The 24,823-nt window shown below is 44.9% G+C and carries 21 protein-coding genes and 8 pseudogenes; 19 read left to right on the forward strand and 10 right to left on the reverse strand.

Annotation, left to right across the window (positions count from 1 at the left end; genetic code table 11):
* Window positions 1–153: 153 nt before the first annotated feature.
* From bshB2 to pdxK, 3 genes are all read right to left on the reverse strand, one after another.
* Window positions 154–819 carry a bacillithiol biosynthesis deacetylase BshB2 gene (bshB2, locus tag M5V91_RS23150; protein WP_026041611.1) on the reverse strand — a complete coding sequence of 222 codons (666 nt, stop codon included), beginning with the start codon at window positions 817–819 and terminating at the stop codon, window positions 154–156.
* A 43-nt stretch (window positions 820–862) separates the two neighbouring features.
* Complete coding sequence (locus tag M5V91_RS23155; protein WP_251174334.1) at window positions 863–1,210, reverse strand: YojF family protein; 348 nt, start codon at window positions 1,208–1,210, stop codon at window positions 863–865.
* A 281-nt stretch (window positions 1,211–1,491) separates the two neighbouring features.
* Entirely contained in the window at window positions 1,492–2,319 is an 828-nt protein-coding gene (gene pdxK, locus M5V91_RS23160; RefSeq protein ID WP_251156332.1) for a pyridoxine/pyridoxal/pyridoxamine kinase, read from the reverse strand.
* A gap of 411 nt (window positions 2,320–2,730) precedes the next feature.
* On the opposite strand from pdxK, the pseudogene mobA reads away from it, so the two are divergent.
* The 5 genes and pseudogenes from mobA to M5V91_RS23190 all read left to right on the forward strand — a co-directional run bounded on the left by mobA (window position 2,731) and on the right by M5V91_RS23190 (window position 5,578).
* Window positions 2,731–3,287: pseudogene (mobA, locus tag M5V91_RS30685) on the forward strand (molybdenum cofactor guanylyltransferase).
* A 62-nt stretch (window positions 3,288–3,349) separates the two neighbouring features.
* Window positions 3,350–3,813: pseudogene (locus M5V91_RS23175) on the forward strand (molybdenum cofactor biosynthesis protein MoaE).
* Entirely contained in the window at window positions 3,806–4,036 is a 231-nt protein-coding gene (gene moaD, locus M5V91_RS23180; RefSeq protein ID WP_019380562.1) for a molybdopterin converting factor subunit 1, read from the forward strand. Before M5V91_RS23175 ends, moaD begins: the two are co-directional and overlap by 8 nt.
* Window positions 4,037–4,064: 28 nt before the next feature.
* Window positions 4,065–5,084: a thiazole biosynthesis adenylyltransferase ThiF gene (locus M5V91_RS23185; RefSeq protein WP_217026008.1), complete on the forward strand. Its 1,020-nt coding sequence runs from the start codon at window positions 4,065–4,067 to the stop codon at window positions 5,082–5,084.
* Window positions 5,085–5,245: 161 nt separating this feature from the next.
* Window positions 5,246–5,578 carry a hypothetical protein gene (locus M5V91_RS23190; RefSeq protein ID WP_284521518.1) on the forward strand — a complete coding sequence of 111 codons (333 nt, stop codon included), beginning with the start codon at window positions 5,246–5,248 and terminating at the stop codon, window positions 5,576–5,578.
* 229 nt (window positions 5,579–5,807) lie between these two features.
* Here M5V91_RS23190 and M5V91_RS23195 read toward each other — a convergent pair whose 3' ends face one another.
* Window positions 5,808–6,137, reverse strand: a complete 330-nt coding sequence (locus M5V91_RS23195; protein ID WP_251174333.1) for a YflT domain-containing protein — start codon at window positions 6,135–6,137, stop codon at window positions 5,808–5,810.
* A 183-nt stretch (window positions 6,138–6,320) separates the two neighbouring features.
* Here M5V91_RS23195 and M5V91_RS23200 point away from each other — a divergent pair.
* From M5V91_RS23200 to M5V91_RS23210, 3 genes and pseudogenes are all read left to right on the forward strand, one after another.
* Window positions 6,321–6,997: pseudogene (locus M5V91_RS23200) on the forward strand (uracil-DNA glycosylase).
* Between the two features lie 483 nt (window positions 6,998–7,480).
* Window positions 7,481–7,756: a YwdI family protein gene (locus tag M5V91_RS23205; RefSeq protein ID WP_009332335.1), complete on the forward strand. Its 276-nt coding sequence runs from the start codon at window positions 7,481–7,483 to the stop codon at window positions 7,754–7,756.
* A 26-nt stretch (window positions 7,757–7,782) separates the two neighbouring features.
* A complete protein-coding gene (locus M5V91_RS23210; protein ID WP_009332334.1) occupies window positions 7,783–8,154 on the forward strand; it encodes a DUF423 domain-containing protein in 372 nt (123 codons plus the stop codon).
* 39 nt (window positions 8,155–8,193) lie between these two features.
* Here the strand turns inward: M5V91_RS23210 and gerQ are convergent, their stop codons facing one another.
* The 3 genes and pseudogenes from gerQ to hemQ form a co-directional block, all read right to left on the reverse strand.
* Window positions 8,194–8,712 carry a spore coat protein GerQ gene (gerQ, locus tag M5V91_RS23215; RefSeq protein ID WP_251174332.1) on the reverse strand — a complete coding sequence of 173 codons (519 nt, stop codon included), beginning with the start codon at window positions 8,710–8,712 and terminating at the stop codon, window positions 8,194–8,196.
* A 45-nt stretch (window positions 8,713–8,757) separates the two neighbouring features.
* Window positions 8,758–9,167, reverse strand: a pseudogene (locus M5V91_RS23220) (cell wall hydrolase).
* Window positions 9,168–9,320: 153 nt separating this feature from the next.
* Entirely contained in the window at window positions 9,321–10,064 is a 744-nt protein-coding gene (gene hemQ / locus M5V91_RS23225) for a hydrogen peroxide-dependent heme synthase (protein ID WP_009332332.1), read from the reverse strand.
* 383 nt (window positions 10,065–10,447) lie between these two features.
* Between hemQ and pta the strand changes: the two are divergent.
* Together pta and lipL are read left to right on the forward strand one after the other, a co-directional pair.
* Window positions 10,448–11,424: pseudogene (gene pta, locus M5V91_RS23230) on the forward strand (phosphate acetyltransferase).
* A 215-nt stretch (window positions 11,425–11,639) separates the two neighbouring features.
* Complete coding sequence (gene lipL, locus M5V91_RS23235) at window positions 11,640–12,482, forward strand: octanoyl-[GcvH]:protein N-octanoyltransferase (RefSeq protein WP_034296184.1); 843 nt, start codon at window positions 11,640–11,642, stop codon at window positions 12,480–12,482.
* A 152-nt stretch (window positions 12,483–12,634) separates the two neighbouring features.
* Here the strand turns inward: lipL and M5V91_RS23240 are convergent, their stop codons facing one another.
* Complete coding sequence (locus tag M5V91_RS23240; protein WP_009332329.1) at window positions 12,635–13,387, reverse strand: RsfA family transcriptional regulator; 753 nt, start codon at window positions 13,385–13,387, stop codon at window positions 12,635–12,637.
* A 380-nt stretch (window positions 13,388–13,767) separates the two neighbouring features.
* Between M5V91_RS23240 and M5V91_RS23245 the strand changes: the two genes are divergently transcribed.
* The 3 genes and pseudogenes from M5V91_RS23245 to M5V91_RS23255 all read left to right on the forward strand — a co-directional run bounded on the left by M5V91_RS23245 (window position 13,768) and on the right by M5V91_RS23255 (window position 16,144).
* Window positions 13,768–13,992 carry a YuzB family protein gene (locus M5V91_RS23245; protein WP_009332328.1) on the forward strand — a complete coding sequence of 75 codons (225 nt, stop codon included), beginning with the start codon at window positions 13,768–13,770 and terminating at the stop codon, window positions 13,990–13,992.
* 283 nt (window positions 13,993–14,275) lie between these two features.
* Entirely contained in the window at window positions 14,276–15,577 is a 1,302-nt protein-coding gene (locus M5V91_RS23250; RefSeq protein WP_009332327.1) for an HD domain-containing protein, read from the forward strand.
* Window positions 15,578–15,635: 58 nt separating this feature from the next.
* Window positions 15,636–16,144: pseudogene (locus M5V91_RS23255) on the forward strand (YwgA family protein).
* Between the two features lie 235 nt (window positions 16,145–16,379).
* Here M5V91_RS23255 and thmT read toward each other — a convergent pair.
* Window positions 16,380–16,565, reverse strand: coding sequence for a 2-hydroxymuconate tautomerase (gene thmT, locus M5V91_RS23260; RefSeq protein ID WP_009332324.1), 186 nt, complete (start codon window positions 16,563–16,565; stop codon window positions 16,380–16,382).
* A 179-nt stretch (window positions 16,566–16,744) separates the two neighbouring features.
* Here thmT and M5V91_RS23265 point away from each other — a divergent pair, with 179 nt between their 5' ends.
* Complete coding sequence (locus M5V91_RS23265; protein ID WP_019380571.1) at window positions 16,745–17,404, forward strand: site-2 protease family protein; 660 nt, start codon at window positions 16,745–16,747, stop codon at window positions 17,402–17,404.
* A gap of 72 nt (window positions 17,405–17,476) precedes the next feature.
* Window positions 17,477–17,952: pseudogene (locus tag M5V91_RS23270) on the forward strand (YwhD family protein).
* Between the two features lie 222 nt (window positions 17,953–18,174).
* Here M5V91_RS23270 and M5V91_RS23275 read toward each other — a convergent pair.
* Complete coding sequence (locus M5V91_RS23275; protein WP_251174330.1) at window positions 18,175–20,244, reverse strand: transglycosylase domain-containing protein; 2,070 nt, start codon at window positions 20,242–20,244, stop codon at window positions 18,175–18,177.
* Between the two features lie 365 nt (window positions 20,245–20,609).
* Between M5V91_RS23275 and speE the strand changes: the two are divergent.
* The 4 genes and pseudogenes from speE to argS all read left to right on the forward strand — a co-directional run bounded on the left by speE (window position 20,610) and on the right by argS (window position 24,736).
* A pseudogene (gene speE / locus M5V91_RS23280) lies at window positions 20,610–21,436 on the forward strand (spermidine synthase).
* A 60-nt stretch (window positions 21,437–21,496) separates the two neighbouring features.
* A complete protein-coding gene (speB, locus tag M5V91_RS23285; protein WP_026041615.1) occupies window positions 21,497–22,375 on the forward strand; it encodes an agmatinase in 879 nt (292 codons plus the stop codon).
* 254 nt (window positions 22,376–22,629) lie between these two features.
* A complete protein-coding gene (locus tag M5V91_RS23290) occupies window positions 22,630–23,082 on the forward strand; it encodes a YwiB family protein (RefSeq protein WP_019380575.1) in 453 nt (150 codons plus the stop codon).
* Entirely contained in the window at window positions 23,069–24,736 is a 1,668-nt protein-coding gene (gene argS / locus M5V91_RS23295; protein ID WP_019380576.1) for an arginine--tRNA ligase, read from the forward strand. Before M5V91_RS23290 ends, argS begins: the two co-directional genes overlap by 14 nt.
* Window positions 24,737–24,823: the final 87 nt, after the last annotated feature.

A 24,823-nucleotide genomic window follows, 5' to 3' on the forward strand; every position in this document is an offset into this window, starting at 1 on the left:
CGATTGCACCAAGAAGCAAATGAAATCGCTTGCAGATACTTAAGGAAATTCTAACATCATAATAGGGAAAGCTCATGGGCAGAAAGTAGTTAATATTCAGAAAAAACAAACACTAAAAAGCCGCTCTGAAACCAGAGGCGGCGTGCTCTATCTTTAGAATTTATAGGTCCAAAAACGTTCTTTATACATTCTGGCCAATACTTCAGGCTCTTGCTTTTTAATGCTTTCTTCCATATTCGCTGCCATCAGCTGTGTCTGTGAGGCATGTGCCTTGATCGCTGCAACTTTCCGGTCTGCAACCGCACTGACGTCATTGACAATATCTGCCTGGCCGATTTCTTCCTCACAGTTATTGGAGAATGCGACACAGTGAACCTTCGGACGCTTGTCAGCAGGCAGCTCTTTTACCGCACGGATCACAGCGGCGCCTGTTGCGTCATGATCCGGGTGCACAGCGTATCCCGGATAGAACGTGATGATGAGGGAAGGGTTTGTCTCACCGATGATGACTCCTAGTCTGTTCGCGAGCTTTTCTTCATCCTCAAACTCCACGGTTTTATCCCGGTACCCCAGCATTCTTAAGTCCTGGATGCCCAGAACCCTGGCTGCTTCCTCCAGCTCTTCTTTGCGGATTTTCGGCAGAGTTTCCCTGGTGGCAAAAGGGGGATTACCCATATTGCGCCCCATTTCTCCAAGCGTCAGGCATGCGTAGGTGACAGGTGTGCCGTTATCGATATGTAAGGAAATCGTTCCTGAAACGCCAAATGCTTCATCGTCCGGATGAGGGAAGATGACGAGTACATGTCTTTCCTTTTCCATCATGGTCGTGCTCCTTTCCATTTGATGTCCTCTGAGCCCCTATTTATTCAAAAGGATTTTCACTAATTTGCAGGGCGACTGCAAGCTTGCCGCTGAAATCGTGGCCGGCTAAAAGGAGCCTGTCTTCTTTATCGACTTCAAAGTGGGTAATTCCTTCAGCATACACCCAGCCAAAATTCATTTTCAATCCAACCCGGTAAGGGCCTTTTCCGGTGATTTTTCCATGCTCATAAACCAATTTGGCATTGCGGATATAGGCGCCTGAAGAAAAGAAGCTTTCATCAAAATGGGAAGCATACGCTCCATTTGTTGTTTCCAGATGAATAAAGACCTCTTTATTGGCAAAGCGGTCAATCTCTTTTTGCACGTGTTCTTTCACTGCTGGTTCCACTCTATAGTCCCCCTTCCGTTTTATCTTCATATATTCGTTTGAGACGGTATTTATATGTTTATCTTACTAAAAAAAGAAATGAAAAGCGAAAAAGTAATCTCAGAAAGGGTGCTAAAAAGATATAACCGCGAAATTGTTATATTATCCGCGAAAAAACAAATATAACCGCGGAAATTTAATTTTATCCGCGAAAAAAATCAATATATCCGCTAAATCCCCGTTTTATCGGGTGAATTGCCAATTGCAAAAAACAGAGCCCCTCGGACTCTGTTTCACCATGCTTATTCTGAATCAAGACTGCCTGCGCTATATTTGCGGTAAGCACCAGGCATCGTAGGGCCAACATACTCATTTAGCTTAAAGCCATGGTTGATGGCGGCAGTGATGAAATCCTTCGCTGTTTGAACCGCTTCTTTGACAGGTTTGCCTTTCGCGATTTCTGCTGTGATTGCAGAAGAGTAGGTGCAGCCTGCGCCATGAGTGTAAGTCGTTTCAACGCGTTCGCTTTCATAAAGAGTGAACTCTTGTCCATCATATAGAAGGTCAACGGCTTTTTCGTGCTGAAGCTTGCTGCCGCCCTTGATTAATACATACTTCGCACCAAGTTCATGAATTTTGACAGCCGCTTCTTTCATGTCCTCCACAGTTTTGATTGGACCTGTTTTAGCCAGCTGCCATGCTTCAAATAAATTTGGTGTTACCACTGTTGCAAGCGGCACAAGCAAATCTCTTAATGCTTCGTTCAATTCAGGATGAATCGGCTCATCTTCACCTTTGCAGACCATGACCGGGTCGATGATAACATGGTCCAGGCTGTTTTCTTTAATGGTCTTGGCCGCAATTTTAATCACTTCTTCAGAACCTAGCATGCCAGTTTTCATCGCATCAATACCTGTAGATATGATCGTTTCGATCTGTGTTTCCAGAATGTCTGTAGAAATCGGGAACACGTTGTGGCTCCAGTTATTTTTAGGATCCATCGTCACAATGGTAGTCAGCGCAGTCATCCCGTAAACGCCAAGCTCCTGGAATGTCTTAAGGTCTGCCTGGATTCCCGCGCCGCCGCTCGTATCTGAACCGGCAATGGTCATTACTTTTTTCATCGTCATATGCATAGTTCCTCCTTGAAGTACTGCTGGATATCTTTTTCTAATTATAACAATAATTGAAAAAGGTAAAAACTATAACGGACTGCAGATAGCATTAAGTTAACCGCTCCTTTAGGCAAAAATACGATGCACATCACTTGAACGCACATAAAAAAGGCTATGCACACATAAATCACGCTTATCCGCACGTAAAAAAATTTATCCGCTCATAAACTTCGTCTATCCGCACATAAATTAACTTCAGAAAAAAATCCTGCTGAACGTCACAATATTGCCAACTCCAGCGGCCTTCGTATAAGAAACAGGCCGGAATAGATGGTAAAATAAAAGGATAACGATAAGATACATTGAAAGACGGTGAGGAAAATGAGCAGTACAGGCATCATTTTGGCAGGAGGGCATTCAAGCCGGATGGGGGAGAATAAAGCCCTGCTGAAAATAGGCGGCAAAACGGTAATTGAACGAATCGCCGATCAGCTGTCTTCTATATTGCCCAATGTCATCATCGTAGCCAATAAACAGGAAGATTATCAGTTTCTCGGCCTTCCCCTTGTGAGCGACCGCTGGAAAGAAAAAGGGCCACTGGCTGGAATCCATGCCGGCCTGTCTGAATCCAGGACCCAAAAAATCTGATTGTGGCCTGTGATATGCCATTCATATCCGGGGAGCTTGCCAGGCTTCTTCTTGAACAGCTGGATCAGCATCAGGCATCCGTACTTGAAATCGGAGGGCAGCTTCACCCGCTTTTTGCCGCTTACCGAAAGGATGCAAAAGATGCAGCAGAGCTGGCATTGAGAGAAAATAAGCTGCGGATCCGCCAATTTCTGCAGGAAATAGATAGCAGAATCATAAAAGATGAAGAGCTTAAGAATATGGGGTTTTTATATAGGGATGCGCACTTTTTTAACATGAACCGTCCTGATGAATACCGGCAGGCACTGAAACTGGCCGAAGATGCCTCAAAATAAGAATGCATTCATTTCCATTCCGGCTCTGTCTATGTCAAAATCAAATAAAAAGAGGTGATTCCATGAATTTTGAGATTTCTAAAGATCCGATCGATATCCAAAGTGTGATCGATAAAGTGGTGCAGCGGGAAGCGGGAGCGATTACGACCTTTATCGGAACCGTCCGCGAGCTGACACATGGAAAAAAACACTTTACTTAATATATGAAGCATATGAATCAATGGCTGTGAAAAAACTGGAGCAGATCGGAACCGAGATAAAAGAGCGCTGGAACGGGGCAGAAGTGGCAATTACCCACCGGACAGGCAAGCTGGATATCACCGATGTAGCGGTCGTCATTGCCGTTTCCACTCCACACCGTGCGGATGCTTATGAAGCAAACCGCTATGCGATTGAAAGAATTAAAGAAATTGTGCCGATTTGGAAAAAGGAACATTGGGAAGATGGCGAAGAATGGATCGGCAATCAGCTGGAAACAGTGGCATACCCAAAAGGAAAACCGGAGGAGAAGGATTTACATGAATAAAATTATGTTTTTTGCCCATTTGCGGGACCGTGTTGGAGAAGAGTCTTTGACAAAGGATGTCAGCGGCAAAACAATCTCTGAACTGAAACAGATGCTTGAGGAAAATTACGGGCTGAAGCTTGATTCAGTCATGGCAGCCGTGAATGAAGAGTTTGCTTCTGATGATGAAGTCATTCAGGACGGAGATACAATCGCCTTTATCCCTCCAGTCAGCGGAGGGTAATGGCAGCTTCAAGAGAGGAGGGGGCGCATTGTCTGAAAGGTATTCTCGCCAGGCTTTGTTTCCGCCTATTGGAAAAGTGGGGCAGGAAAAAATCCGCTCCAAGCATGTGCTGATAGTCGGTGCCGGCGCTCTTGGCTCGGGAAATGCGGAATTGATGGCGCGTTCAGGTGCCGCCAAACTGACGATCATTGACCGGGATTATGTCGAGGAAAGCAACCTGCAGCGCCAGCAGCTTTTTGCAGAAAGCGACGCCTTAGATAAAATGCCAAAAGCGGCCGCAGCAGAAAAACGGCTAAAACAAATTAATAGCGAGGTCGAAATCCGCTCGATTATTGGCGATGCTACTCCGGAAAAGCTGGAAGAGCTTGCTGAAGGGGTGGATCTGATCCTGGATTCGACCGATAACTTTGAAACCAGGATGACCATTAATGATATCTCTCAAAAATTTAATATTCCATGGATTTATGGAGCCTGTGTCGGCAGCTTTGGCATGAGCATGACAATCATTCCCGGGAAAACGCCATGCATGAATTGCCTGCTGAAAAAGATTCCGATCCAGGGGATGACTTGTGACACCGGAGGAATCATTGCCCCAGCTGTGCAAATGGTCGTCGCCCATCAGGCAGCTGAAGCGCTGAAAATTCTGGCTGAGGACTGGGAAGCCGTGCGTACCGCTATGGTCAGTTTTGATTTATGGCGAAACCAGTACACCAGCATGAAGGTGTCAAAAGCGAAGGATGAAGGCTGCTTATCTTGCGGAACAGAAAGAACATATCCTTATCTGCAGCCGGAAAATATGATGAAATCCACTGTTCTCTGCGGAAGGGACACTGTTCAGATCCGCCCGCCAAAGGAGCAGGAAATCGAATTCGCTGAAATCGCACGGCAGCTGAAAGCACTTGGCTACCAGGTGAAAGGCAATCCGTATCTGCTTTCCATCGAAATGGAGGAGCAGCGCCTTGTCCTCTTTAAAGACGGACGCGCCCTTATTCATGGCACAAAGGATTTAGCGCAGGCGAAGTCCATTTATCAGCGGATTATGGGTTAAAGTGAACTTCAATCAGTGGGGTTCTGTTTAGTTGGGGCCCACAGGACGTGGCGTTTTGGCCTTTACGGTCAGTAAGAGTCCGATAAACTAGTGCTTTTTCATTATATATAAGCCCCTTCCTTTTTTGTAAAATAAAGACAAAAAGACAGAAGAGGTTAATAATGATTACATTCATGTATTTTTTCGGCTATTTGTTTGACCAGCTGCTGGTCAATTTTATAGGGATGGTCCTGATCCTTTACAGCTTTATCATTCCGGTTACCCCTATGTATAAAACCAAGCGTCCTGCAGATCTAATCGTGCATATAAGCCGGATTCTTTTCGCTATCATTCTCCCATTCCTGAACTTTTTCTATTTTTTATTCAATAGCGGGGACTGGGCGACAGGGGAAGGCATTGCAGCACCGGAGCATTTTAGCACTTTCATCTGGGTTCAGGCTGGTTTGATTGTGCTGCCTGAACTGGTTTTTTCATCCTGTCAAAAGTCAATATAACCAGAGTCTGGTGGTATGTGCTATACCCGGCTCTGCTGATTGGGCTATGGGTTTGGATGTTTTAAGGGCATAAAAAAAGCGATGAAAAATTTTTCATCGCTTTTTTATACTGTCTAGCTGCTCCAGCGCCTACCCCCTCGAGGTCACAAGCTTGTCTAGTTTCGGCTCCTAGGGACTCGGGGTCATAAGTCGTTTCCTTCCAGAAGGAAAAACGCCTCCGCTTTTCTAATTATTTTACTTCGTCTGTACCTACAATAACTAACTTGCCTTCATCCAATACTTTTTCATATTGTTCTGCTTCTACCGTCGTTAACCCAACAGATTCAAATTTTGTACGAAGCTCATCTCCGCGTTTTTTGAACACGTTGCCGACAGAATCGAGTAGGCCCTGCTCCTTCATGCCGACTTCGCCTGTATCCGTCGCGTCAGAAAGGTGCTCTGAGCGATCCTTGTCATGTGCGAAAATATAGATGTTTTCCTTATTGAATCCCTGGCTTTGCAGCATTCCAATCGTATCTGTAGCCTGTACACCATTTTCAACAACTTTAATTTTATACATATATAACATCCTCCTTAAAAGATTTGCAGATTTATTTAAATGGCAGCATGTCCTGCCGTTATATTTATTACATATCCGTTCTAAAAAATTTTAAACATGTATGCAAGAATGAAAGATTATGCCATGATAACCAATGGGTATTAAGAATAGGACTTTTCAAATAAGAGGAGGGAGAGTTGGCGGATGAAGCGTATCTTAAGCAATGACTGGCAGGAGATTTTGGCAGAGGAATTCGAGAAACCTTATTATCTCCATCTTCGTGAATTTTTAAAAAAGAATATGAGGAGCAAACCATTTATCCGAGGCAGGAGGATATTTTCAATGCGCTCCAATATACAGCTTATAAAGACGCAAAGGCAGTAATATTGGGGCAGGATCCTTATCATGGGCCGGGGCAGGCACATGGATTGAGCTTTTCGGTACAGCCTGATGTAAAGCTGCCTCCTTCGCTGAAAAATATATTCAAGGAAATGCAGGATGACCTGGGCTTCGAGGTGCCAAACAATGGCTATCTATTAAAATGGGCCCGAGAAGGAGTGCTGCTCTTAAATACCGTTCTGACCGTCCGCAAAGGGCAGGCGCACTCGCATAAGGGGAAAGGATGGGAAACTTTCACCGACACGGTTATACAAAAACTGAATGAGAGGGAAAAGCCCGTGGTTTTTATTTTATGGGGCAAACCGGCTCAGGAAAAAGAAGTGCTGATTGATGCTTCTAAACACTATATAGTAAAATCGCCGCATCCAAGTCCATTTTCGGCGAGAAAAGGGTTCTTTGGCAGCAGGCCATTTTCAAGAACGAATGAGATATTACAAGAGCTTGGGGAGGAGCCCATTGACTGGCAGATTCATGATCTCTGATTCTTTTCGTCATGTTTCACGTGAAACATACCGTTTCGTGTAAGAGAATAAGAGAAGTGCTCGAAATATGCATGTTCGAGAAGGGAAAGGAAAATGAGTTCACAGAAAATGGCTTGTTTTAAATGCAAATAATTCTGTGTTACTGGGACCGGTACTATCCAAAAGGCTGCAGGGCTTTTCAGTTTACCCTGTCTAGCTCAGCGCCTACCCCCTCCAGGGTTGGGGGTGGGCGAAAGGCGCGTCCGCTTTTCTTTAAAACCAGGCGGATGCCCTCTCTCGAAGTTTTCCGGGCATCTGGCCATCCTTGTTTGCGTTTTGAAAAGGAAAACTGATAAACTTTATATGGCCGGTAACATTGGCGATTTTTTAAAAAGAATGTATACTTTTTTTGGACTTCAGGAATTGTCTAGCAGAAGCAGCCTGACACTTGAGGGTAGAGGGTGGCAAGGCGCTTGTGCTTTTTTACAGAAAGAGGTGTAGAGAATGAATATCTCTGTTCAGAAGCTTTTAGGGAAGATGGAAAAGGAATTGCTGGAAGCAAAAAGCAGCTCTTCAGACGCCAGAATAAGAGAAAGAGTGCAGGCGATCAAGTCATTATGCGAGCTGGTTTTGGAAGAGTCGGATACAGGAAGTGTGTCTGCTGTTGCTTCTATTAGCCATACATACAATGCACCGCCTGCGGCTCAGCCAGCGGGTCTGCAGCCAAAGAAAATGCAGATGGAAGATGAGGCAAACGGCGATTCATTATTCGATTTTTAATAAAACGATAAGAGGTGCAGGGGATTATGAAGCTATTTATTATAATTGGAGCCATTAATGCTTTTTTAGCAGTTGCATTAGGTGCATTCGGAGCGCATGGGCTTGAGGGGAAAGTGGAGCCGAAGTATTTGGAGATATGGAAAACAGGTGTAACCTACCAGATGTTCCACGCAACAGGCCTTTTGATTATTGGCGTCCTGCTTGGCAAATTGCCGGCGACATCTTTATTATCCTGGTCAGGCTGGCTGATGCTGATCGGCATTATCCTTTTCTCAGGAAGCTTATATGTTTTAACATTAACAAAAATCAGCGTGTTGGGTGCCATCACCCCGCTTGGCGGAGTCTCTTTCCTTGCGGCTTGGGTGCTGCTGATCATTGCGGCGGTAAAATATTTATAATAGGAAAGGAGCTTTGACGGGGTCAAAGCTCCTTTTTCATTACCTCGGCGAATATTGCGACATTCCTTGCCCTCCGCCAAACGGATATTCATATTCTATTTCTTCATCAAATGTTACATAGTCTAAGTAGATCATTGGAAGAAGGATGCGTTGGCCTGTTTGCGGATCGCTCAGTATCAAGTGATCCCGTCCGGCTGCTTCAATGATGCCTTTAAATATTTTGGCGTTCCATTCCGTATTGTTTTCGAATGTTGCATAAACAGTCGCGAGTTTTCCTCTGTTCAGGCGAAGAATATTTTCGATGTAGGATTGTTCAAGCGGGAGCATGCCTGGAATAGAAGGAGCAGCTGAAGGGGCACCCATACCGCCGCCGGCGCCTGCACCTGGAAACATCCCGCCCGAACTCGTACCCGGAATTGTTCCGCCTGTTTGAACGGGCTGGAACTGCGGCTGACCCTGCGGCTGGCCCTGAAAGTTCTGAGGCATTTGGGTGCCGTCCGTGTAACGCTGCTGCTGGTAACCATAAAAAGGGTATTGACCATAATTTGATTGACTCAATTTTTTCCCTCCTAAAATTAAAATCAGCCATTTCTATCCGCATTGCTAGTAGACTGTCGGACAGTCCTGCGGGGTAGATTTATAAAAGCAATGGGCTATAAACCGTCCGGCATTCCCTTGGCTGTACCATTGGGCCGGGCAGCTGCCTTGTGGCCGAAAGAACCATAATGCACTGCTGGCAGAGTAGTGTTGGTGACCGCTTATTACTTTGCGGGCGAGGTCAATCTCACTGCCGCGCACCTTGATAAAAATTGCCTTTTTGGTTGGCTTCAATCCCGCTTGGGTTCTGATAGACCATTCTCCTGATGGAGCAGGTATCCTTGAAGGCCCAGACATTCACCCCGGACACGGTTAACCCCTCACATTCCCAACCATCAGCATGCCGTGCTTCCCATCGCACGCATGAGCCGGCCGAGGAGCTTAACATCTTCCTCGGTGTAAGGGATAACTCCAATCTCTTCACCTCTCTTTAATAAGCCATGATGCTGCGGATAAGAGAATTGCTTAGGTATAAGAGAAACTCACTATTTCATTACTATGTAGAGGCATGTTTTTTTATGACCTCCGGAAAAAGAAAAACTCCCAGCAGAAGCCGGGAGTTTTAAACATTATACGTGAAGGAATTTTTCAACCTTGTCCTCTTCAAGGATGTTGCCAACGAAGAAGGAGCCGAATTCACCGTAGCGGGCACTGACTTCATCGAAGCGCATTTCATAAACAAGCTTTTTAAACTGAAGAACATCATCAGAGAAGAGGGTAACGCCCCATTCGTAATCGTCGAAGCCGACTGAACCTGTGATGATCTGCTTTACCTTTCCTGCATACTGGCGCCCGATCATGCCGTGGCTGCGCATCATATTGCGGCGGTCTTCCATCGGAAGCATGTACCAGTTGTCATTGCCCTGGCGGCGCTTGTCCATCGGATAGAAGCAGACATGCTTTGCTTTCGGAAGTTCTGGGTAAAGGCGTGCCAGGATCTGAGGATTCTGGTAAGGATCTTCTCCTGCCGGCAGGTAGTTGCTCAGCTCGACAACAGAAACATATGAATGAGCAGGGATCGTGAATTCAGCTAACTTAGTTTTGTTGAATTCGTTTTCAATTTCATTTAGCTCTTCCATTGTAGGCCTTAAGATCATCATCATAAAATCAGCTTTTTGGCCGACAATTGTATAAAGGGCATGGCTGCCGTTTTTCCCGCTTTGTGTTGTATTCCACTTGTCCACTAGGGCCATAAATTCGTGGATCGCTGCCTGACGCTCTTCGCTGGGAGCCATTTTCCAAGTTGTCCAATCAACTGTGCGGAAGTCATGTAAACAATACCAGCCATCAAGCGTTACTGCTGCTTCACTCATTATAATCACTCCTAATATGTACTAAAATTCTCATCATTACTATAACATAGTTTCTCCAATTAACATGTGTACAAAACTTGAAATGTTGGAATTCAGCAGGGTGACAGGCACCTATACCAATTTGCCGAACTGGCATAGGTGCCTGTCACCGCAAATTCCCGTTTACAAAGAGGGGATTATGGATATCTTAAAAAAGGTATAAAGGTGGACTGTCAGAAGGATATTTATTATTGGAAATTTACCGAAAACAAAAACTTTTTTGTTGTAAACGCTAACAGTATGTGAACTCCTTGAAATTCTTAGGATGAGGAGTATTCTAAGGGAGTATATAGGAGAATTTCTATTGAATTGAACGGAAATTTAGTGCCGTAGGAGGAATTAGCATGAGTGATTTATTCACAGTATTGAAAGAAAAAGTAACAGGGCAGAATTTAAGAATCGTTTTTCCGGAAGGACAGGATGAGCGTATTTTAGCGGCTGCAGGAAGATTGGCTGCGGAAAAAATCATCACTCCGATCCTTATTGGAAACATCGCAGAAATTGAAGCAAAAGCAAAAGACATGGATATCAGCCTGGAATCAGCTGAAATTTATGACCCGAATAACTTTTTAATGATGGATGAGCTTGTGGCTGCATTTGTTGAAAGACGCAAAGGCAAAGCGACAGAAGAAGATGCACGCAGGATCCTTCTTGATGAAAACTATTTTGGAACCATGCTTGTCTATGCGAACAAAGCAGACGGCCTTGTGAGCGGAGCTGCCCATTCAACAGCTGACACAGTGCGCCCGGCTCTTCAAATCATTAAAACAAAAGAAGGCGTGCGCAAAACATCTGGTGTATTCATCATGGTCCGTGACGGTGAGAAATATGTTTTTGCCGATTGTGCCATCAACATCTCACCGGACAGCCAGGACCTGGCGGAAATCGCGATTGAAAGCTCGAAAACAGCCAGAATGTTCGATATCGAACCGCGTGTGGCCATGCTGAGCTTCTCAACAAAGGGATCTGCCAAGTCACCTGAAACGGAAAAAGTTGCGGCGGCACTTGAAGCGGCTAAAGTTCGCGATCCGCTTTTAATCATCGATGGGGAATTCCAGTTTGATGCAGCATTCGTTCCATCGGTAGCTGAGAAAAAGCTCCGGATTCACCAATCCAGGGAGATGCAAATGTATTTGTTTTCCCTAGCCTGGAAGCCGGAAACATCGGCTACAAAATTGCCCAGCGCCTAGGAAACTTCGAGGCAGTGGGACCAATCCTTCAAGGCTTGAACCGTCCGGTTAATGACCTGTCCCGCGGCTGCAACGAGGAAGACGTTTACAAGCTTGCTTTAATTACTGCAGCTCAAGCTTTACATCAATAATACAGCAGCTTAGAAGCCGGTCCCTTGTGACTGGCTTTTTTGCTATAATGTATCTGTTATGGGCCTTTGGCCGATAAAGGCTCAAGTTTGGCCGCTAAAATGCCATATTTGGCCGATAAAACTATAACTTAGGCTGATAAACCAGCTGATTTGGCCGTTAAATAGATAAATTCTGCCGATTAACTCGAATATCGGCAAAAGGGGATCAAATGAAGATGAATTCGCTACAAGACTTACTGTTTCAGGAAGAATGGAGGGTTATTGACCAGTCTGCTGCAGGCATCCACTTAAATGCCCTGCACTCTTTCGGGATGGACGATACACTATGTGCTTCTGTCGGATCGGGTGAGGCGCCTGCGACCGCGAGGACATGGGTTCACCATAATACCATTGTGCTTGGAATCCAGGATACGAAGCTGCCTTTTTTAACTGAAGGCATCCAGTCTTTAAAGAGCCAGGGGTACGAAGTGATTGTACGAAATTCCGGCGGCCTGGCAGTTGTCCTGGATCAAGGGGTCCTGAATATTTCGCTGATTTTTCCTGAAAGTGAAAAGGGAATTGATATAAACCGCGGATATGATGCGATGTGGATGCTCATCCAAGAGATGTTTTTCGATTTTCATATAGAAATAGAAGCGCGTGAAATTGTCGGCTCCTATTGCCCGGGAAGCTATGATTTAAGCATCGGGGGACAAAAGTTTGCCGGCATCTCGCAAAGGCGCCTCCGCAATGGCGTGGCGGTCCAGATCTATCTGTGCGTGGATGGCAGTGGAAGTGAGCGGGCCGATTTGATTGGCAAATTCTATTCTCTTGCTAAAAAAGAAGAACAGACAAAGTTCCAGTACCCTGAAATTCAGCCGGCTGTGATGGCATCACTATCGGAATTGCTGGGTACAGAACTGACGGTACAGGATGTGATGCTACGCTTTTTGCAGTCATTGAAAAAGAAAGCAGGCCGCCTTTATGCAGGGCAGCTGACAAATGTGGAAGCAGGCCTGTTTGAAGCCTATTACCGCCGTGTGATAGAACGGAATGAGAAAGTACTTGGCAGCGAATAAATAAAAGAAGAGCCGCAGTCATAAACGATCTGCGGCCCTCCTTGAAAGGAATTGCTGCCATTTTCTCCTGCTCCCGCTGCCGGGAACACCTTTTTTGTTTTAGAATTTTCAGCGCCTGCACCCTTGGGCGGGCAAGGCGCTTTTAGTTTTTCTTATTCAGCTACTCTTTCCAAATTGCCGTTGCGGTCCATTTTAAACTTGGATGCCGGCCTTTCTTCTTCATCAAACAGAACAAAATTGCGGGCTCTGTTCATGATTTTCATCAGTGTCTCGTAATCTTCCTGAATGGTTACCGTATTCTGCTCCAATTCGCCGATTTTGCCTTCAAGCTCTTCGTTTCGGCTTCTGAGATCGGCATTTTCCCGCTTCAATCTTTCATTCTCACTCTTTAGTATATCAAGCTGAATGCCTGAATGATTCAATGTTTGCAAGTATGTGATAACGGTATCCATATCCAGCTGTGCAGGCGCAGTATAAACCGGCTCTGAATAGGTGAAGGATGAGACCGTCTCTGTTTGGGTATGCGATTCATCCTCTGTGCGCTCTTCGTAAAAATCTGCCGGTGATGGCGGTAGGACCGCATTTGTCTTAATTGGCGCTGCTTCAACCTCCTGCATAGTTGGAACCGGCGGAGAGTATAAGAGTTTCTTTTTGCCGCCCTGATCCTTTCCTAGCATTCTTTGTCTCTGCTTGCGCTGTTTCTTGGCTAATTGAAGTGCTTTTTCATACTGGTGCCTCACTACAGCGTTCCAGCGGAATCCGCATGCCGCAGATGTGCGGTTCAGCTTGTCCCCAACTTCCTCAAAAGCGTTTAACTGAGTGCTGCCTTCCCTCACATGCCGCAAAACAGTTTCTGCCAGCAATAAATCGTTTTCATCTGTCCAAGCGTCCTGACGTATTTTCATGTAACCTCAACTCCCTAAATTATTACTTTTTGCTGTTGCCTTAGTTAAAGGATGGACAAACTTGGCAGGTTTTATACAAAGGTGATTAAAAGGATAGTAGATTTTTTAAAATTTTATTTTTCGCTAGATACGTATGGCGGTTTTGTGAAGATTACTAAGATTCACCACCCAAGTTAATGATTACAGCTTGCAATAGAGCTGGATAAGTTTTAAAATAGCCTGTAGCAGTTGGCAGGGCAGTCCTTTTTATCTGAATAGGAATGCTTTGCAGCGGATATGCTTTAACGAAGAAGATGACGAGGCGCGCCATGCGCTGTTAAAGCTCCCGGAACGGGGAGCGCATAATATAAAAGATTGACCGCAGAAAGGGTTGTAATAAAATGGCAAACGAATTTCGTGTTTGCGACGATTGTCAGGCTGTAAATCTGAAGACATTAATACCGCGATTAAAAGAAATAGATCCTGAAGCAAAAATTGATGTCGGCTGCCAGTCCTATTGCGGGCCAGGCCGCAAAAAAACATTTGCTTTCGTCAATAACCGTCCCCTTGCCGCACTGACGGAAGAGGAATTGATGGAGAAAATTAATAAAAAGCTGAAAAAATAAAGATCACCCTGACTCCTGTCCTGAGGTGATTTTATTTTTTGCCTGAGTTTATGATTGAGCTTCGATTGGTAAATAGACTTAGGAGGCAATATTCGTTTTTAGAAAAGTCGAAAAATATTTCCAGGGAAGATGATTGCTGTATTGCGGTTTCTGTCGAACAGCCATGAAAAACAAAGAATTTTGTGATGAATTGACACCGTGATCGGGATATAATAGGTATACGCCAGAAAATGGGAACAGCAGGTTTGGAACTCGTGGACACAGGAAAAGCGGAGGGTACGGAATGGCATATTCAGCGGAAAAGTTAAGTGAGGAAAAAGTATTTAAAGATCCCGTTCATCGTTACATACACGTAAGAGACAGAGTAATCTGGGATTTAATCGGGACAAAAGAGTTTCAGCGTCTTAGAAGAATTAAGCAGCTCGGGACAACTTATTTAACCTTCCATGGTGCTGAGCATAGCCGCTTTAACCACTCGCTCGGAGTTTACGAGATTGTGCGGCGCATTTCCGATGACGTCTTTTTGGGCAGGCCGGAATGGGATGAAGAAGACCGCATCCTGACCTTATGCGCGGCACTTCTCCATGATTTGGGACACGGCCCGTTCTCACACTCCTTCGAAAAAGTATTCGACCTCGATCATGAACATTATACGAGGGCAATCATTCTCGGCGATACCGAGGTCCATCAGGTGCTCACCAGGGTAAGTGCCGATTTTCCTCAGAAAGTGGCAGATGTGATTGCCAAAACTTCTAAAAATAAGCTGGTCGTCAGCCTGATTTCCAGCCAGATTGATGCGGACCGGATGGATTATCTGCAGCGGGATGCTTATTTTACGGGTGTCAGTTATGGCCACTTTGACATGGAGCGGATCCTGCGTGTCATGAGGCCGCGGGAAGACCAGGTCGTGATCAAACAGAGCGGGATGCATGCCGTTGAGGATTACATTATGAGCCGGTATCAGATGTATTGGCAGGTGTATTTTCACCCGGTTACACGCAGTGCCGAGGTGATCCTGACCAAAATCCTTCATCGCGCGAAAGATTTGCATGAACAGAAATACAGGTTTAAATATGATCCAATCCATTTTTACTCTTTATTCAATGGTGAAATCACTCTTGAAGATTATATAAAGCTCGATGAAGCTATTATTCTTTATTATTTTCAGATGTGGCAGGAGGAAGAAGATCCGATACTGAAAGATCTCTGCTGCCGATTTATGGACCGGAATTTATATAAATATGTGGAATTCGACCCGGCGAAAGAGTACAAGAAGCTGGCGGAGCTGTCGGCTTTGTTCAAAAAGGCAGGCATCGATCCGGAATATTACCTGGTCGTCGATTCTTCATCTGATTTGCCTTATGATTTTTACCGTCCTGGCGAGGAAGAAGAAAGATTGCCGATCCATTTGCTGCTGAAAAATGGGGATATCCGCGAGCTTTCCCGCGAATCGGAGATCGTGGATGCCATTTCCGGGAAGCGACGCACTGATCATAAGCTTTACTATCCGGCTGATTTTATTGCAGACGACAGCAAAAAGCCAAACATTAAAAAACAGATTAGAACGCTGCTGGAAATCGATTAAAACTACATAATTGGTTTTCTATAGATACGGGAAAAAACGGAGTAGGAGATGAAGAGCTTTGTTAAAGGATCACGCCAAACTAATGCATGCCATTGCAGTCTCTGAAGAAATCGTGGGACGGAAAAAGCTGCAGAAAATGATTTATATCGCCAAAAACATCGCATTTCCCTTTCAGGAAAGATTTCAATTTCACTTTTACGGGCCATATTCGGAAGAATTGACACTAAGGGTCGAAGAACTCTGCAACATGGGATTTTTAAACGAAGTAAAGGAAAAAAGGGCGGCTATTACCAGTATCGGTACACCCTTACTGAAACCGGCAAGGAATTTCTGGACATTAATGCAGTCGAAATGCCCAGTCTGCAGGATTGCCTGCTTGATATGAACGGCCAGAATGCAAGATTCCTTGAACTCGTCTCAACGGTCCTTTATTTTAATGACCTCCCAAAAGAAGAAGTGAAAGAAAAAGTCTTTACCCTAAAAAGCAAACAGCGCTACACGGATGAAGAAGTGGAACAGGCGTATCAATATATTGGAAGCTTAAGAGAAAAAGCCGGGCTGCATTAAGCGCCTGGCTCTTCTTTTTGCTGAAAAAGTCTTACCGCACATAAATCAGGTTATCCGCACGGAATTTTTTTATGCGAAAGTAAAATCATACTATGTGCAAATAAGATTTTTTATGCGAAAGTAAAATCGGTCTATGTACAAATAAATTTCTTTATCCGCAAGTAAAACCTCTCATTATGCAAAAAACCATAAAAAAGCAGCTTCCGTAATGGAAAACTGCCTTCTTTACGCAATTCTACTGATCGCTTAAGCGTTTTCCGCCGACAGCATAGTGATTTTTGGACATTTCTTCGATAAATACGACGATTTTATCTTCAGGGGCTCCAGTCGTTTCGCTTACGGCAGCTGTTACTTTTTCAGCGAGCGCTTTTTTCTGTTCTTCAGTGCGGCCTTCAAGCATTTTAACGGTTACGTATGGCATTTTCTTTTCCTCCTCACTATTTATGCTTGTATTTTTCCACTTTTTCTCGCAATGTGCAAGCCTGATTCCCTTTGCTCAGGCGTTCATGTATACTTTTAGGTAAATAGCATCGGCTTTTCCTACATAGTATGTATAAATAAAGCCTGGCATTTCAGCCGGCAGGAGAGGGGTTTTGGCATTTGGAACAATTTTTGGCGTTTTCTCTCAGGGAGATTCCCTATGTCGCGGTAACATTGATGATTGCCTTTACGGTCCATGAATTTGCCCATGCCTATGTGGCTTATAAGTTTGGAGATCCCACTGCAAAAAATCAGGGCAGATTAACACTAAATCCCATGCAGCATCTGGATCCGATTGGAACAATCCTGATTTTTATTGCCGGTTTCGGATGGGCCAGGCCGGTACCGGTCAACCGCTTCTTTTTCAAAAATCCGAAGCTTGCCGGGATATCTGTTTCAATTGCGGGACCGATATCCAATCTGGTGATGGCTGTCCTGGGTTTTTTCATCTGGTATGCTCTTGCCGGAACTGGACTCGCAGCTTCATTTCCAGCGTTTGTGGCAGATTTCCTGAATATCTTTATTCAGCTGAATTTAGTGCTGTTTGTATTCAACCTGCTGCCGTTTCCGCCGCTTGATGGCTACAGAATTATTGAAGATTTGGCGCCAGCCCATATTCGCCCGAAAATGACTCAGTTTGAGGCGTATGGCTCCGTTATTTTCCTTATTCTTGTCATTACACCGCTGGATCAATACACCATCCAGCCGATATTTAACACCGTATTGCCGGTACTTGCGAGCGGCCTAAATGATTTTTTCTATGAAATATTTATGACATAATAATAAGAGCCTAATTTTTGCTTAGGAGGACTTGAAAATGGAAGAAAAAAGAAAAAGAAACTCGATTTTAATATAATCAAGAGCGACCCGACTGAAGGACATGGCGGTTTTGGGGTCGGGACTCTGAGCCTTGATAATGTGACACCGGTTATTATTGATGTGGATGCCGGTGAGGCGTCTATTGAAGTGGGCGCCATGCATGCGCGCAGCCCTGTTGAAAAAGGCATCAAGTTTTTGAAAACCAAAGAAGAAGTGCCTAACGGGAAGCCGTACTGGCTGATTTGGGTCACCATTGACCGCAAAGAGGGAGGCGCTTATTATGCAGGTGTTACTGCATGTGAGATGACGGTCGACAGAGAAATCCGCCGGGGCTACAAATCGCTGCCAGAGCATGTGAACCGCATGGATAAATCGATTAAAAGACACATCATAGTGGATCATATGGACGAGAAATCCAAAAAGTGCTGGCAGATTTCCTGAAAAACCATGACGCCGGCATGTGGGAAAGATCAGCGGAACAGCTAAAAAAAGATTTACAAGCCATTTAGAAAAAAGTCTAATTTTGTGACGAAATTGTGACATTTTTTTGACGTGATTTTCTAACTACTTGTACAATTCCAATAAAAAAAGTAAACTATTTAACAGTGTGAAGGCACAATATAGCACTAGGACACGAAAAACCCCGGGATTCGGACCCCGGGGTTTTTCACTTTTATTAAAATGACAGGCACCTATACCAGTTTTACAAGTGGTATAGATGCCTGTCACCGTTACGAAGCCCACCGAAACAGTTTCTTATACCAAGGTGTGTCAGGCTTCTTTTCCGGCTGCTCAGTTTTATTCTCTTCTTTATGGCTCAAGTGGTCTGTACAGTATTCCGCAGGTTCTGTGCCTTCTGCGAAGTAGGTTAGGCGCTTGACCGGGCAGTTTTCCCCGGCAATTTTCCCGTTGGATGGATCAATGTAGACGCCGACTGTATCTTTGGGCGCTTTGAATTCCTTGGCCGGCTTTCCTTTATGGGCTTCCTCCATGAACCGGATCCAAATGTTTTTGGCATACGTTTTATCAACGGTTTTTGTAATGACCTGGCCTTTGTCATAGCCGGTCCATACCGCTGTGACAAGCTGTGGTGTAAAGCCGGCCATCCAGCTGTCTGTTTCTGTTGAACCGGACTTGCCGGCGTAAGGGCGGGTCATATCGTTGATGACTGTGCTTCCCGTTACTTGGGCATAACCGTTCAGCTTCCGGTCAAAAATACCTGTCATCATGTGGGTCATAACGAAAGCAAGGTCAGGCTTCAGAATCTTCATCTGGAATGGCTCCTGCTCGTAGATGACTTCGCCTTTATGGTTCTCCACACGCTTAATCAGTACCGGGGAGATCTTTTTTCCTCCATTGGCGAACATGCTGTAAGCGTTGGCAAGCTCAATGACTCTCATGCCGGATGTGCCGAGTGCAAGGGACGGCACCTTCGCCATCTTAGAGGTAATGCCAAATTTCTTGGCTGTATTGACAAGCGTCTCTTCCCCTAAAAATAAATGAGTTTTCACCGCGTAGACATTGTCAGATAGAGCAAGGGCCTGGGCCATTGTGATATCGTCATCCGCATACTTGCTGTTGAAGTTATGCGGTGTGTAGTCCGGCGTACCGTCTTCAAACCGAAAAGTCGTCTGCTCGCTCCGGATTGGGGTGGAAGGGGTGAAGCCCTGCTCCAATGCCGCGTAATAGAGAAGAGGCTTTATCGTCGATCCTGGCTGCCTGACTGCCTGGACTGCACGGTTAAAGGGACTTGCCTCATAATCACGTCCGCCAACCATTGCTTTCACATACCCGTTTTTCGGATTCATGGCAACAACTCCGACCTGAATCTCCGAGTCTTTTGAAATAAGCTTATCTATTGTTTCTTCCGCGATTTCCTGTTCCTTCAGATTCAAAGTGGTATAAACCTTTAATCCGCCCAATTCAATCGTACGGTCATCCAGATTCAGCTGTGTTTTAAGAGCATTGCGGACAGCATCCTGAAAATATGGGGCTGTTTTCGATCTTGGGTGCATGTGCTCGCCAACCAGCTCAAGCTCTTCTGCTGCCGCAAGATCTGCTTCTTTTTGGCTGATGAGCCCGTTCTTCACCATCGTCTGCAGAATCACTTTCTGACGCTGATCTGCTTTTTCTGCTGATGCAAATGGCGAGTAGATGCCAGGACCCTTAGGGATGCCGGATAAAATGGAAGCCTCAGCTAATGACAGCTCACTTGCATCCTTCCCGAAATAGAACTGGCTTGCTGCCTGTGCGCCGTAAGCTCCATTGCCGTAATAAATCGTATTTAAATAGCCTTCAAGGATTTCCTTTTTCGTATAATTCATCTCAAGCCTGATGGTATAAAAGGCCTCAAGCAATTTCCGCTTCCAGGTTTTTTCATGTTCAAGAAACAGGTTGCGGGCATATTGCTGGCTGATGGTGCTGGCACCCTGAACTTTGGCCATTGCCTTTATATCAGCGAGGGCGGCACCTGCGATTCTTTTATAATCAAATCCATTGTGCTCGAAAAAATTCTTATCCTCTATCGAGACCGTCGCATCAATTAAATGCGGGCTGATGTCATCGAGTGGTGCCCAATAGCGTTTTTGGCCGTTGCTGCTTTCACCGATAACCGTGCCATCATCCGAGAAAAATAAAGTCGATTGCGGAACAGCGAGCGGCGGCGGCCCCAAAATTTTGGCATATACCAGAATGCCTCCGATCATCACGGCGGCTAAAGCCATTCCTATTAAGCTAATAATGAGAACCGCACGCAAATATTTCATCGTTTTTCGAAAACGCTGATCCGTCATTAATTCCATATCAAGCACCCCCTATTTATCTGTTTTTTATAGTGAAAAGTTGATACAGCGCCAAGTGACCAAAAAGATAAAAACTGACCGATAAAGGTTCCAAAGTGGCCGATAAAATTAAAAGCTGACCGATAAGTGCGGCGAAGTATCCAAATAATTCCCTAATAAGTGCTCTATGTATCAGTATTGAAAAAACAGAGCGATTTTAAACATCTTTCTCTACTAATTAGCGAAATTTTTCTTGCAATTTTGCTAGATTCATCTATACTTTTTCTGTGTTTGTTATTTGCATGTTAGGGAAGTATAAAAGATGAAAATGCTTTTTGCTGCTCTTTAGTGATAATTCATTTTTTTATGGAAGGAATGATTAAAGAATGGGACTTTGGTTTACAGAGAAACAAACAGAGAACTTTGGCATCACGATGAAGGTGAAGCGTACTTTACATACAGAACAGACAGAATTCCAAAAGCTTGATATGGTGGAAACAGAAGAGTGGGGCAATATGCTTCTTCTTGATGACATGGTTATGACTTCAATCAAGGATGAGTTTGTTTACCATGAGATGGTTGCGCATATTCCTTTGTTCACACATCCAAACCCTGAAAACGTTCTTGTTGTTGGCGGCGGTGACGGCGGCGTCATCCGTGAAGTCCTTAAGCACCCAAGCGTGAAAAAGGCGACTCTTGTGGATATCGATGGAAAGGTTATTGAGTACTCAAAAAATTCCTTCCTGAGATTGCAGGCAAGCTTGATGACCCTCGCGTTGATGTGCAGGTAGGTGATGGCTTCATGCACATTGCCGAAAGCGAAAATGAATATGACGTGATCATGGTTGACTCAACTGAGCCGGTAGGACCTGCGGTAAATCTATTCACGAAAGGCTTCTATGCTGGAATCTCTAAAGCCTTAAAAGAAGACGGCATCTTTGTGGCCCAGTCTGACAACCCTTGGTTCAAAGCGGACCTTATCCGCAACGTACAGCGCGATGTGAAAGAAATTTTCCCAATCACTCGTCTTTACACTGCGAATATCCCTACTTACCCAAGCGGCATGTGGGCGTTCACAATCGGATCTAAAAAATACGATCCATTAGAAGTAAGCGAAGATCGCTTCCATGAGATCGAAACAAAATACTATACGAAAGAATTGCATAAAGCGGCATTTGTATTGCCTAAATTTGTTGCAGATTTAGTGAAGTAATGGACAGGCTGCGTTTCAGAGCAGCCTTCTTGAATACATAAAAAGTGAGGGATGACCTTGGTGCGTTTTGATGAAGCCTATTCAGGCAATGTGTTTATTAAAAGCCATCCTAGTTATGAGGAAAGTGAAGCGGTCATTTATGGAATGCCAATGGACTGGACAGTCAGCTATCGTCCGGGCTCCCGTTTCGGCCCTGCCCGTATCCGAGAAGTGTCAATCGGGCTTGAAGAGTATAGCCCATACCTGGACCGTGAGCTTGAAGAGGTAAAATATTATGATGCCGGCGATATTCCGCTGCCATTCGGAAATCCGCAGAAAAGCATCGATATGATTGAGGAGTTTATCGATCAGCTTCTGGCGGAGGATAAATTTCCGCTTGGCATGGGCGGAGAACATTTGGTTTCCTGGCCTGTCATCAAAGCAATGTACAAAAAATATCCAGATTTGGCGATTATCCACATGGACGCCCATACAGACCTTCGTGTGGATTATGAAGGGGAGCCATTATCTCATTCAACGCCAATCCGCAAAGCAGCTGATTTGATTGGTCCTGGCAATATCTATTCTTTTGGCATCCGTTCCGGCATGAAAGAAGAATTCCAGTGGGCGAAGGAAGTCGGCATGCACATTTCAAAATTCGAAGTGCATAAGCCATTGAAAGATATTCTTCCTAAGCTTGCAGGACGTCCGGTCTATGTAACGATTGATATTGATGTTCTGGACCCTGCCCACGCGCCGGGAACAGGCACAGTCGACGCAGGCGGCATTACGTCAAGAGAGCTTCTTGCTTCTATTCATGAAATTGCCCATTCAGATGTTAAAGTCGTTGGAGCTGACCTTGTCGAGGTTGCGCCCATCTATGATCCATCTGAACAAACAGCCAATACAGCAAGCAAACTGATCCGGGAAATGATTCTTGGATGGGTTAATAAAAAATAAACGGGGACTTCGGTCTCCGTTTTTTTATTCAAGAAATACTGAACGTCGATAACTGTCTAGCTCCAGCGCCCACCCCTTCGAGGTCACAAGCCAATCCTCCCAAAAAGGCAAAGAACGCCTTTCTGGGAGGCCCGTCTTGTGCTTGTCGGGGGTGGGCAAGGCGCTTCCACTTTTCTTTCTGTCACCTTCTTGCACTTTCCCCAGCGAGTATTTATACTTATATAGTTATATATGATGAAAAGGAAGTGTTGCCGTTGTCCAGTCGCTCAGCGGAACAAATGCCTGTGAAGATTAATGTGAAGACAGATATTCGCAAGCTTGGCAGCAAAGAGACTTTTGAATTGACTGCTTTTGGCCGATACTATATAAAAGATTCTGCCCGATTCCTTCAGTATGATGAAGTAATGGAAGAGGGAACAGTAAAGACGATCATAAAAATGTCCGATGCAGACGGACTGATTTTACGAAGCGGCGCCGTAAAGATGAGGCTCCCTTTTAGAATGAATAAAAAGCTCCGCGGCAGCTATGAAACGCCTTACGGAGTGTTTGAAATGGGCACGGTGACAAAGCGTATGGTCCATCAATATGATCACGAATCTGGTGAAGGTTCGATTGATATTTTATACGATCTGAAAATGCAGGGATCCCAGGCAGGTACATATCATTTGGCGATTACGTTTGAGGAGGAGAACAATGAACATAGTTGAGCAGGTGCAAGGCAAATTAAAGCAGGAAATTAAGGATGCGGTTGTAAAGGCTGGCTTAGCAGCGGAAGAGCAGATTCCTGATGTAATTCTGGAAATCCCGAAGGAAAAGGCTCATGGAGACTATTCCACGAATATGGCAATGCAATTAGCACGTGTGGCAAAAAAAGCGCCAAGAATGATTGCAGAGGAGCTTATTGCTCATTTTGACAGCTCAAAGGCTTCAATTGAAAAAATTGAAATCGCAGGACCTGGCTTCATTAATTTTTACATGAATAATTCTTATTTGACTGATCTGATTCCTGCCGTTCTGGAAGCAGGAGATCGGTACGGAGAAACAACAGTTGGAAACAGCCAGAAGATCCAGGTCGAGTTTGTTTCAGCTAACCCAACAGGGGACTTGCATCTTGGACATGCCCGCGGGGCAGCTGTCGGCGACTCCCTATGCAACATTTTAGACAAAGCTGGCTATGAGGTTTCCCGTGAGTACTATATCAATGATGCCGGCAACCAGATTAACAATCTTGCTCTATCGGTTGAAGCGCGATATTTCCAGGCTCTTGGCCTTGAAAAAGAAATGCCGGCTGACGGCTACCATGGCGAAGACATCATCGGCATCGGCAAAAAGCTGGCTGATGAGTATGGCGATAAGTATGTACATGCGGATGAAAAAGAGCGTTTTGACTTTTTCCGTGAATACGGCCTGAAATATGAAATGGCAAAGCTGAAGCAGGATCTGGAAGATTTCCGTGTGCCATTTGATGTTTGGTATTCTGAAACATCTCTTTATAATAATGGCAAAATCGACACAGCCCTTCAGGCATTGAAGGATAACGGCCACATCTACGAAGAAGAGGGTGCAACCTGGTTCCGCTCAACTGCTTTCGGTGATGACAAAGACCGTGTTCTTATTAAAAATGACGGCTCTTACACATATCTGACTCCAGATATCGCTTACCATAAAGACAAGCTTGAAAGAGGCTTTGAAAAGCTGATCAACATTTGGGGTGCTGACCACCATGGCTACATTCCGCGCATGAAAGCGGCCATCCAGGCGCTTGGTTATGACCGTGAGGCGCTCGAAGTCGAAATCATTCAGCTTGTACACTTGTACAAAAACGGCGAAAAAATGAAGATGAGCAAACGTACCGGCAAAGCGGTAACGATGCGTGACCTTGTGGAAGAAGTAGGTCTGGACGCAACACGCTATTTCTTCGCGATGAGAAGCGCAGATACGCATCTTGATTTTGACCTTGATCTGGCTGTCTCACAATCAAATGAAAACCCTGTTTACTATGCCCAGTACGCACACGCGCGTATTTCCAGCATCCTGCGCCAGGGTGAAGAACAGGGCATGTCTGCCGAAGCTGCAGATTACTCCCTGATTCAGGCAGAAAAGGAAATCGACGTTCTGAAGAAAATCGGCGAATTCCCGCAGGCTGTCGGCGAAGCTGCGCAAAAGCGCATGCCGCACAGAATCACGAACTATATTTATGAACTGGCTTCTTCTTTCCACAGCTTCTATAATGCTGAAAAAGTACTGGATGCGGAAAATCCGGAAAGAACCAAAGCCCGATTGGCACTGATCAAAGCAGTCCAGACTACCTTGAAGAACGCACTGAAATTAATCGGAGTATCTGCTCCGGAAAAAATGTAAAACTCAAAGCTGGCACTTATAGGTGCCGGCTTTTTCATGTTTTTGACGAAAAAGGGAAAGCTAAAGGCATATGTTATTTTAGGAGGA

The organism is Cytobacillus pseudoceanisediminis, from assembly GCF_023516215.1.
Classification (GTDB): Bacteria; Bacillota; Bacilli; order Bacillales; family Cytobacillaceae; genus Cytobacillus; species Cytobacillus pseudoceanisediminis.

Bases quoted from the DNA above. Each gene is read 5' to 3' on its own strand.
- argS (WP_019380576.1), top strand. From the start codon at position 23,069: ATGAACATAGTTGAGCAGGTGCAAGGCAAATTAAAGCAGGAAATTAAG.
- M5V91_RS23245 (WP_009332328.1), top strand. From the start codon at position 13,768: ATGGCAAACGAATTTCGTGTTTGCGACGATTGTCAGGCTGTAAATCTG.
- pdxK (WP_251156332.1), bottom strand. From the start codon at position 2,319: ATGACGATGAAAAAAGTAATGACCATTGCCGGTTCAGATACGAGCGGC.
- M5V91_RS23195 (WP_251174333.1), bottom strand. From the start codon at position 6,137: ATGTATAAAATTAAAGTTGTTGAAAATGGTGTACAGGCTACAGATACG.
- M5V91_RS23210 (WP_009332334.1), top strand. From the start codon at position 7,783: ATGAAGCTATTTATTATAATTGGAGCCATTAATGCTTTTTTAGCAGTT.
- lipL (WP_034296184.1), top strand. From the start codon at position 11,640: ATGAATTCGCTACAAGACTTACTGTTTCAGGAAGAATGGAGGGTTATT.
- M5V91_RS23205 (WP_009332335.1), top strand. From the start codon at position 7,481: ATGAATATCTCTGTTCAGAAGCTTTTAGGGAAGATGGAAAAGGAATTG.
- M5V91_RS23240 (WP_009332329.1), bottom strand. From the start codon at position 13,387: ATGAAAATACGTCAGGACGCTTGGACAGATGAAAACGATTTATTGCTG.
- hemQ (WP_009332332.1), bottom strand. From the start codon at position 10,064: ATGAGTGAAGCAGCAGTAACGCTTGATGGCTGGTATTGTTTACATGAC.
- M5V91_RS23190 (WP_284521518.1), top strand. From the start codon at position 5,246: ATGATTACATTCATGTATTTTTTCGGCTATTTGTTTGACCAGCTGCTG.
- M5V91_RS23250 (WP_009332327.1), top strand. From the start codon at position 14,276: ATGGCATATTCAGCGGAAAAGTTAAGTGAGGAAAAAGTATTTAAAGAT.
- bshB2 (WP_026041611.1), bottom strand. From the start codon at position 819: ATGGAAAAGGAAAGACATGTACTCGTCATCTTCCCTCATCCGGACGAT.
- M5V91_RS23275 (WP_251174330.1), bottom strand. From the start codon at position 20,244: ATGGAATTAATGACGGATCAGCGTTTTCGAAAAACGATGAAATATTTG.
- moaD (WP_019380562.1), top strand. From the start codon at position 3,806: ATGAATAAAATTATGTTTTTTGCCCATTTGCGGGACCGTGTTGGAGAA.
- thmT (WP_009332324.1), bottom strand. From the start codon at position 16,565: ATGCCATACGTAACCGTTAAAATGCTTGAAGGCCGCACTGAAGAACAG.